Origin of the sequence: Acidiphilium iwatense, assembly GCF_021556475.1 — a bacterium.
Classification (GTDB): Bacteria; Pseudomonadota; Alphaproteobacteria; order Acetobacterales; family Acetobacteraceae; genus Acidiphilium; species Acidiphilium iwatense.
Genome location: NZ_JAKGBZ010000079.1, coordinates 1 through 8636 on the forward strand (window position 1 = coordinate 1; position 8636 = coordinate 8636).

Genomic DNA, 8636 nt, shown 5'->3' on the forward strand with positions numbered 1-8636 from the left:
TTCAGGTCCTTGAAAAGCGACGGCCTCAGGCTTGAAGAAACCCAGATGCAAGATGCCGGACGGTTGTTCAAGCTGGCCCTGATCGGTCTTGCCGCGGCGACCCGCACCGTTCAACTCGTCGATGCGCGCGACGGCAGCGACCGGCCGGCAACCGACGTCATCGACCCCGGATTACTCCCGGCCGCGGATGCCATTGGCCCCACACTCGAAGGCAAGACACCACGACAGAAAAATCCCCACCCATCGCGATCCCTCGCCTGGCTCGCCTGGATCATCGCACGCCTCGGTGGCTGGAACTGCTACTACAAGCCGCCAGGACCAAAAACCATGCGCGCCGGATGGGCACGCTTCGCCTCCATGGCCACAGGATTCATCATCGCGGCTCAGTCAAATGCGTGAATCCCGTAGCTTCGTTGCCATCGATCGAACTTCCAAGTTCGCCTACACCGAGCTTCACCCCAAAGCCGGCAAGATGGCCGCCGCCCAGTTCCTCAGCAACCTTATCGCCGTGGTGCCCTACACAATCCATACGGTTCTCACCGACAACGGCATCCAATTCGCAAACCGGACCTGCGACATCTATGCCTTCACCCACGTCTTCGACCGTGTCTGTGACGAGAACGGCATCGAACATCGCCAAACCAAGGTGAAACACCCCTGGACCAACGGCCAGGTCGAGCGAATGAACAGAACCATCAAGGAAGCAACCGTGAAGCGCTTCCACTATGAGACCCACGACGAGCTAAACAGACACCTCACCAGCTTCGTCGCGGCTTACAACTTCGCCAAGCGGCTCAAAACGCTCAAAGGCCTCACGCCATATGAATTCATCTGCAAAGCATGGACAAATCAGCCAGAAAGATTCAAGCTAAATCCGCTCCACGAAATGCCGGGACTAAACACCTAGGCGATCCGGCAGCGCCCGAGGCTCTGGCCTGGTGAGTAGCTTGCGGCATTGAGCCAAGTCGAAGAGGGCACAAAGAAGCCTGATCAGCCAGCGACGCAGGAGGCGGAGGTTGTGCCCGGCGCCGGCGAGGACGGCGTTGATGGCATCACCGTCGACGCCGAGCAGGAAGTTCCGCCCAAGGTGGCCATCGGTCTTCATGTGGCCGATCACGGGCTCGATGGCGGCGCGTCGGCGCAGCTCGCGGCGGATTGTGGGGGTGATGCCGCGCTTCTGGCGGGAGATGAAGATCCTTCTGCCTTCGGCTTCGATCCCGTGGCCGCGATAGCCGCGATCGACATAGGCGCGGGCGACGGTGATGCCGGTGATCCGCTCGACCTGTTCGATCTGATCGGACAACGTATGGCCGTCATAGGGATTGCCAGGTCGGCTCTGCATGCCGAGGACAAACTGATCGCCGGGTGCTTACGCATTGGTGGTAGCGATGGAGACCTTCACGCCGAACTCGAAGCGCGTCCTGGCTTTCCCCTTGCCGATGCACTCCACCTCGGGCGCGTGCAGGGAATAGAGCTTGTCGGCACCGCGGTCAGAGCGCTTCTGGCGAAGCAGGCGATTGATCAGGCCCAGCGTCTCGTCGAACGCGGCCTTCTTTTCGGCATCACCTGCGATCTTGCGGGCGGAGCTGCTCAAGGTTCCGCATGCGTTAGCATGTGGAATGGCAGCGGAGGGGATGTCGCGTGCGAGGCGACCGAGCCAGATGCGCAGCTTGCGCACGCGTGCCTCGGCCTCCCGGCGTTTGCCACCATGATGCAGACGCGCCGCCATCGAGCCCGTGATCGGCCACATGAAGACCGATGGCCACCTTGGGCGGAACTTCCTGCTCGGCGTCGACGGTGATGCCATCAACGCCGTCCTCGCCGGCGCCGGGCACAACCTCCGCCTCCTGCGTCGCTGGCTGATCAGGCTTCTTTGTGCCCTCTTCGACTTGGCTCAATGCCGCAAGCTACTCACCAGGCCAGAGCCTCGGGCGCTGCCGGATCGCCTAATTCACGGACGACTCAGTAGCCTCGAGACCGATTTCATAGCGGTCGAGCAGGGACCGGCCCATCGTCATTGTCAGCCACGGGCTGCAGACGACCGGTTGCGGGGTAATCGCACGGATACGCGATTTCAGGGCCGTTTCCTTGATCACTTTCATCTACCCCCCGTCCGGCGATTTGGCGGCGGACAGCGCTTCCCCAATTCATCCCTATAGAACAAAACCGCCTACTCCGACTACGGCAAACTGCGATTTTGGCGGATTCGGTCAAGTTTTTGGCACCAGTTGCTCTCTCGCCCTTACCCTAATCAGGATATCGTCGCGGGAAAGGGAGAACGACGAGGGGGCCGGCCGGAATGAACGAGGGGACAAGCGGAGCCGAAATACTGGCCGAGGCTGGATCTAGCACGGTGATGGGGCGCGCCGCATCACGGAATGGTGCGCTGCTCGCCGCGATCATCATCGCGACGACGCAGCACGTCGCGGTCGACCAGCTTGGCTTCACCGTGCCAGGCGAAGGCCAAGCCTGAATCCTTTTTGTATCAGACCGATTGGAGACAACCGCCTTGATCGCAAACGAAACGCCCGATCTGATTCTCCACAACGCACACCTCGTTGACGCGAAGCATCGGACGCACGCCCGGATCGGTGCGGTTGCGATCAATGGCGGGACGATTGCCGCGATCGGCGACGACGCCACGATCTTTCGGCTCCGCGGCAATCGAACCGAGGTGATCGATCTCGGCGGATCGTTCCTCGCGCCGGGCCTAGTCGATGGGCACGCACACCCGGTCACCGGCAATGATTGGCATATCGGAATTGATCTCTCGCCGGCACGCGACATCGCAGGATTGCGCGCCATCCTCATCGCCGAGGCTGCCCGACTCGCGCCCGATGCATGGATTCGCGGCTACGGGCTTGATCCGATCGCCTTCGCCGGCACCAGGGATATCGCGGTGGCGATCGAGGATGCGGCGGGCGGACGGCCAACCTTCATAATGAATTTCGACTATCATGGGGCGGTGGTCAGCCAAGCGGCGCTTGCATTGGCCGGAATCACTGGACCGCGCCGTTTTGAAGGAGCAGCGAGCATCGTCTGCGACGATTCCGGCCGACCGACCGGCCTGCTGCTGGAATCCGAGGCGATTGATCTGGTCCGCGCGGTGGTGCCCCAGAGAAGCTTCGCCGAACGCATCGCCTCGCTCCGGGTACTGCTCGCACGCATGGCGGCGACCGGCCTCACCGGAGCGCATGTAATGGACGCCAACGGCGATAGCCTGGCCTGTCTCGAAGCACTGGAAGCTGATGGAGGCCTGCCGCTTCGGCTCCACGTGTATCCTTGGGTCAATCCCGGCGCGACGCCTGCGGACCTTGATGCCGTGCTGGCGCAGCAGATGCGGGCCGGGCGGCATTGGCGGATCCAGGGTGCCAAATTCTTCATCGATGGCACGATCGACGGCGGAACCGGCTGGTTACACAAGCCTGACAGCCAAGGCGAGGGAACTGGCGCGTTGTGGCCGGACGTCGCCGCCTACGCCGCCGCGGTTCGGTTCTTCGCCATGCGCGGGATTCAAACGGTAACCCATGCGATCGGGGATGCCGCCGTGCGCTGCGTGCTCGACACGCTGGCCGCTGTGCCGGTGGCGCTTCGCGGGCCCGCGCGGCACCGCATCGAGCATATCGAGACGCTGCCCGACGAGGATATTGGCCGTTTCGCCGCCGCCGCTGTCATTCCCTCGATGCAACCTTCCCACGCCGTGCGCTTTACCCGCGCCGACCAGACCGACAATTGGTCGATCAGGCTCGGTCAATGCCGCGCTGATCGCGCGTGGCGGTGTGCCGACATCGCCGCGACCGGCGCTCCGCTCGTCCTCGGCTCAGACTGGCCGATCGCCCCCTACGATCCGCGCGAAATCCTCGTCTGCGCACGGACCCGCAGACTCGCCGGCGCGAAGGAAGCGAGTGCGGTGCAGCCGCGCCAGGCACTCACGCTGCTTCAGTCACTCGCCGGGCTTACCCTCCAAGCCGCCTATGCGGTCGGCGAGGAGGCGGTCGCCGGGGCATTGCTCCCCGGCATGCGCGCCGACTTCACGGCATTCTCCGTCGATCCCATCGCGGCACCGACCGACGAACTTGCCGCCGCTCCGATCCGCCTGACCATGATGGACGGCAGGATCACCCATGATGCCGCTCAACGAAGCGCCTGAGATGACCCGCGAGATCATTGTTGCCGCCGTGCAGATGGTATGCGGCGTAGACCGCACGGCGAATCCCGACCGCGTCGAGGGGCTGATCGAGCGCGTCGCCGACAACGGCGCGCGACTGATCCTGCCGCCGGAATTGTTCGAGACGCGCTATTTCTGCCAGGATCAGATCGCCACGCATTTCGAGCTTGCATCGGCGGTCGAGGCGAATTCGGCGGTCGCCCGGCTGCGTCGGCTGACCAAGGCTCGAGGGATCGTCATCCCGGTTTCGTTTTTCGAGCGTGCCGGCCAGTGTTTTTTCAATTCGGTCGCGATCGTCGAGGCCGACGGCGAGATCGTCGGGCTTTATCGCAAATCCCATATCCCTGACGGGCCGGGCTATACCGAGAAATTCTATTTCAGCCCCGGCGATACCGGCTTTCGCGTCTGGCTGACCGCGGCTGGGCGGGATCGGGCTGAACGTGATCCAGGGGGCGCGGCTGGCCGGGGCGAACATGATCGTGGGCGTCGATCTGAACAACGGGCGCAAGGCGATGGCCGAGAAGTTCGGGATGACGCACTTTGTGAACCCCGCCGAAGCCGGCGAGGATTTGGTTGCTCACCTGGTCAATCTGACGGATGGCGGCGCGGATTACAGTTTCGAGTGCATCGGCAATGTGAAGGTGATGCGCCAGGCGCTGGAATGCTGCCATCGGGGCTGGGGCACGTCGGTGATCATCGGGGTTGCGGGGGCGGGGCAGGAGATCTCGACCCGGATCAGATAGGCCCGCCGTCCATAGAGAATCGCATAGGGGCAGAGCCGGCGCGGGCTCGCCCGCTCGGCTTCGGCGGCGCGATAGTTCAGCCGGATGCGATACATGCCGAGAATCGCGTGGCGCAGTTCGCCAAGCAGCGCGCGATCTAGCTTGAGGCGCGGGCCGGGGGCGGCGGCGCTGCCTTCGGCCTGCATCAGCGCCTCGATGTCCGGCTCGGCGCGGCGCAGAGCCGCTACCGGCATGGCGAGGCGCATCAGGGCAGCGGCGTCGCGCAGATCGTCGGCACGCGCCGCATCGCCTTTCGCGTCGAGTTCGCGTGCCAGCGTCTCCAGCGTCGCAATCGCCCCGGGACGCGCCGGCACCGCCGGAAGCGCGGTGCGCGGCAGGCGCCAGCGGCGGATGTGATCGTCGCCGTCCAGGTGTTCGAGCTGCGGGAATATCTCGGCCAGCCGGTCGCGCAACCGCTCGGCGGTGCGCCGGCCGATGGAGAGCGCCTCCGCCATCTCGTCGAGCGATAGCCCGGCACGGGCACCAGCGAGGCGCATCGCGAGCTGGAACAATCGTGTCGCCGGTTCATAACGCACGGCGAAAGACTGGCCCGGAATCCGGGGTTGTGCAAGGCCCTGGCCCCGATCCGCCGCGCCCCTCACGGCGCCGTCACCCACGTCCGAACCCGATCGGCCTGGGCGCTCCGTCCCGTTCCGCCGCTTCGGCTTCGAGGGCGGTGAGCAGCGCTTCGGCATTGTCCTCGGTCCCAAGCACCGCCCGCCGTCGCGCGATCCGGCTGAAATCCGCCGGCGTCAAGCGGTCGTACCGCCCCAGCCCTGCCGGCGGTTCCAGCCCGAAATGCCGCCGAAACAGCTCAGCCGCCTGCTCCATCCGAAGCGGCCGGAAGCCGACGCGGATCAGGAACCGCCGTAGGCTCGCCCGGTCCAGCCGTTCCGGCAGGTTGGTGGTGCAGGCGAAGGGCAGGGGATGCTCCTCCATCCAGGTCAGCATCTCGTTAACCTGGCTCACCTCCCAGTTGCGTGCGGCACCGGCGCGCTCCCCGAGCAGGCTGTCCGCCTCGTCGAAAATCAGGAACGCGCCGGTGGTTCGCGCCTCGGCGAAGGCAGACGCGATCCGTGCCTCGGTCTCTCCAACGTAAGGGCCGAACAGGTCCGAGCCGCGCTTTTGCAGCACATCGAGCCCCATCTGCGCCGCGAGGTGCCGGGCGAAGGCGGTTTTGCCGGTGCCGGGCGGCCCGGACAGCAGCAGCGAGACGTTGCGCGGAGCGCCTGCCCGGGACAATTTCATGGCCAGCCCGGCGAGATCGGTATCGGCATGGCTGAGCGCAGGCTCGTAGAACGCTTCGGTCGCCGGTTCGGGCATGACCGCCCGCCCGTGCGCCATCGCCCGGGCGAGATCGGTCGCCACGAGTTCCGCCGTCGCGCCGCCGCCCCCGGCGAGGCGCGTTGCCTTCAACGCCGTGCGTACCACGGAAGGGGCGACCGGAATCAACCGCGCCAGAAGCCGTGCCGTCGCGTCGTCGAGTTCGACCGTCTCGTCCGCAGCCAGTTCCCGCCACAGATCGGCCCGGCGCGATTGCGGCGGCAGGCGGATTTCGATGCATTGGGTCATCCGGCGCAGAATGGCGGGCGAAAACGCCTCGATCTCGTTCGCCGCCCAGATCGTCGGCACTTTCGCGGTCTCCAGCAGGCGGTGGACGAAAATTTTGGGGTCGGGCTCACGGTCGAAGGCGCGGGGGCGGAACAGATCCTCCGCCTCGTCGAACAGATAGAGCGTGTCGCCGGTGCGGCCGGCCAGGCGCTGCGCGAGCAGCAGGTCGGAAAGCCGGTCGCCGCGCGACGGCTCGCGGCCCGACGGGCTGCGCTCGCCGATGACATACAGCTTCAGCCCCAATGCGGCGGCGATGCTGGCCGCGCATTCGGTCTTGCCGGTACCGGGCGGGCCGTAGAGCAGCACATGCACGCCCGATTCGCCGCGCGCCGCCGCAGCACCGATCACCCGAAGCGCGATCTCGATCGGCGCGCCGAGATGACGGAAGGCCGGCCAGTCGAGGCTGGCCTGCCGGGGCGGTCCGAGCAATTCGGCGCGCACGTCGGCATCGCCATGGGTGCAGCCGTGAATGAGGGATATCAGCCGGGACGGCAGTTGAATGTCGCCGTCCTCGTCGAGCCGCACCGAGCCGGAGGCGAGCAATGGCGCCTCGGCGCGGAACCTCGCGTCGATCTCGCCGGCACTGCTGCCGGTCAGCAACGCGAACAGATCCGGATAGCGCCGCAGCACGCCGGGCCGTCCCTGCGCGTTGGCCAGCCCGTCGAACAGGCGCTCGAACCGGTTGTCGAGCCGGTAGCAGTAGACCAGCCAGAACAGCGCCTCGTCCAGCCCTTCGAGACCGAGCGTCTGCGTCACCCGGGCAAAGCCGCGTTCCAGCGCGACCGGCGGCAGGGCGCCGGATGCGCCTTTGGTTCGCGCCGCCAATGCCGCCGCCAGATTCTGCCAGCGGGCAGCGCCGATCGGCCGGCCGCGCTTGCGACGCTCGCTGCGGTCGGCATCGCCGGGCGTGAACAATCGACTGTCCAGCTTCAGCCGCGTGTGGTTGCGCGCCAGCCAGCCGACCAGCACCTCGGCTTCGTCCGAGGCGGGTTCGACAGCGCGGATCACGTTATGCGCGTAGGCGAGCAGCAACGCCGCGTTGGCCCCCTCCACCTCGGGTTCGCCGTCGAAATCGTCCATCTCTTCCAGCAACCACGACGGCAACGGATTTTTGGCCGGGCTCATCGCACGGCCTTCCCGCCATGCGCGCGTGCCTGAAGCAACCCGGCGCGCCAGGCGTCACCGGTGATGACGCGGGGCGTCAGGCAGGGCGGCACGGCGTCGAGCTCGATCATGAGCGTCCCGGAGGGCATCACACGTGCCGAGGCGGCATAGTTGCCGCCGGCGATGGTAACCGGCACATGTGCGAAATCGAGGCTGGATGCGGCGCCGGCGCGCACGACGGCACGGAACGCCGCCTGCGCGGCATCGTGGCGGGAGCAGTCGAGCATGGTCGTCGCCTCCTGCGAAAAACGAATGAGAAAAGCGGCATGGGATTTGAACATCGCGATCTCCATCGCAGACCCGGGCGGCGGGCAGAGCAATTCTGCCCCGGCGATCCGCCAGGTTTGCGACAAGGAAACGGCGATCTCGAAGGACTACGTCATGAGGACTATAAATCACACGGCTACGTCAGAAGTGGTCGTAATAAGCCGAGATTGGGCATTGCCTCGCAGTGCCGCTCGATCGACGAGTGGAGTGATCTTCTCGCCAGTCAGCCAACAGATGCAGGACATCTTCATGCGATTGCCCTCGATGGCATGCGGCAAGTCGATAACGCTTGAAGCTCTGGCGGCTCTGGGAGCGGAGACGCTGGCCGAGGTAATCGTTGCCCATGCCCATGCCCATGCCCATGCCCATGCCCATGTCCTACACCCACGCCCGGCGGCAAATGATGGCAGCGGTGACCGTGCTAAAATCTGGCCTGCATTATAAATCGGCTGGGTAAAAATAAGAATGGAGAACGGCTATGGATCAAGCTGCATCATGCATCAGTTCAGGCAGGCGCCCAGCCTCATGTCTCCCCTCATTTTGAGGCCGCAGGCGCCATTTAGCCGAAGAATCGATTGAGGCCTGTCGGCATTCCGGAAGGAATCCTGGCGGCCCGGTTCCGATTCCGATTGTTGCGCGCCGCC

General features: G+C 65.3%; 6 protein-coding genes and 7 pseudogenes. 8 read left to right on the forward strand and 5 right to left on the reverse strand.

What is annotated here, in order from left to right; genetic code table 11:
* Together L2A60_RS19180 and L2A60_RS19185 are read left to right on the forward strand one after the other, a co-directional pair.
* Window positions 1-399 (forward strand): annotated as a pseudogene (locus tag L2A60_RS19180) (IS4 family transposase); the annotation flags it as partial.
* A gap of 10 nt (window positions 400-409) precedes the next feature.
* Window positions 410-907 (forward strand): annotated as a pseudogene (locus tag L2A60_RS19185) (integrase core domain-containing protein); the annotation flags it as partial.
* Here the strand turns inward: L2A60_RS19185 and L2A60_RS21045 are convergent.
* A pseudogene (locus L2A60_RS21045) lies at window positions 904-1726 on the reverse strand (IS5/IS1182 family transposase); the annotation flags it as partial. The pseudogenes L2A60_RS19185 and L2A60_RS21045 sit on opposite strands and share 4 nt — an antisense overlap.
* On the opposite strand from L2A60_RS21045, the pseudogene L2A60_RS19195 reads away from it, so the two are divergent.
* A pseudogene (locus L2A60_RS19195) lies at window positions 1716-1886 on the forward strand (IS5/IS1182 family transposase); the annotation flags it as partial. The pseudogenes L2A60_RS21045 and L2A60_RS19195 sit on opposite strands and share 11 nt — an antisense overlap.
* Before the next feature lie 60 nt (window positions 1887-1946).
* Here L2A60_RS19195 and L2A60_RS19200 read toward each other — a convergent pair.
* Complete coding sequence (locus L2A60_RS19200; protein ID WP_235706076.1) at window positions 1947-2102, reverse strand: hypothetical protein; 156 nt, start codon at window positions 2100-2102, stop codon at window positions 1947-1949.
* A gap of 197 nt (window positions 2103-2299) precedes the next feature.
* Between L2A60_RS19200 and L2A60_RS19205 the strand changes: the two genes are divergently transcribed.
* The 4 genes and pseudogenes from L2A60_RS19205 to L2A60_RS19220 form a co-directional block, all read left to right on the forward strand.
* Window positions 2300-2473, forward strand: coding sequence for a hypothetical protein (locus tag L2A60_RS19205; protein WP_235706077.1), 174 nt, complete (start codon window positions 2300-2302; stop codon window positions 2471-2473).
* 36 nt (window positions 2474-2509) lie between these two features.
* Window positions 2510-4150, forward strand: a complete 1641-nt coding sequence (locus L2A60_RS19210) for an amidohydrolase (RefSeq protein WP_235706078.1) — start codon at window positions 2510-2512, stop codon at window positions 4148-4150.
* A gap of 34 nt (window positions 4151-4184) precedes the next feature.
* Window positions 4185-4532: pseudogene (locus L2A60_RS19215) on the forward strand (nitrilase-related carbon-nitrogen hydrolase); the annotation flags it as partial.
* Window positions 4533-4587: 55 nt separating this feature from the next.
* Window positions 4588-4902 (forward strand): annotated as a pseudogene (locus L2A60_RS19220) (zinc-binding dehydrogenase); the annotation flags it as partial.
* 59 nt (window positions 4903-4961) lie between these two features.
* Here the strand turns inward: L2A60_RS19220 and L2A60_RS21050 are convergent.
* The 3 genes and pseudogenes from L2A60_RS21050 to L2A60_RS19230 all read right to left on the reverse strand — a co-directional run.
* Window positions 4962-5645, reverse strand: a pseudogene (locus L2A60_RS21050) (hypothetical protein); the annotation flags it as partial.
* Window positions 5560-7686: an AAA family ATPase gene (locus L2A60_RS19225; RefSeq protein WP_235706079.1), complete on the reverse strand. Its 2127-nt coding sequence runs from the start codon at window positions 7684-7686 to the stop codon at window positions 5560-5562. The pseudogene L2A60_RS21050 and the gene L2A60_RS19225, both read right to left, overlap by 86 nt.
* Window positions 7683-7952: a hypothetical protein gene (locus L2A60_RS19230; RefSeq protein ID WP_235706080.1), complete on the reverse strand. Its 270-nt coding sequence runs from the start codon at window positions 7950-7952 to the stop codon at window positions 7683-7685. The genes L2A60_RS19225 and L2A60_RS19230 overlap by 4 nt, the downstream gene beginning before the upstream one ends.
* On the opposite strand from L2A60_RS19230, the gene L2A60_RS19235 reads away from it, so the two are divergent.
* Window positions 7951-8436, forward strand: coding sequence for a hypothetical protein (locus tag L2A60_RS19235; RefSeq protein WP_235706081.1), 486 nt, complete (start codon window positions 7951-7953; stop codon window positions 8434-8436). The two genes, L2A60_RS19230 and L2A60_RS19235, sit on opposite strands and share 2 nt — an antisense overlap.
* Window positions 8437-8636: the final 200 nt, after the last annotated feature.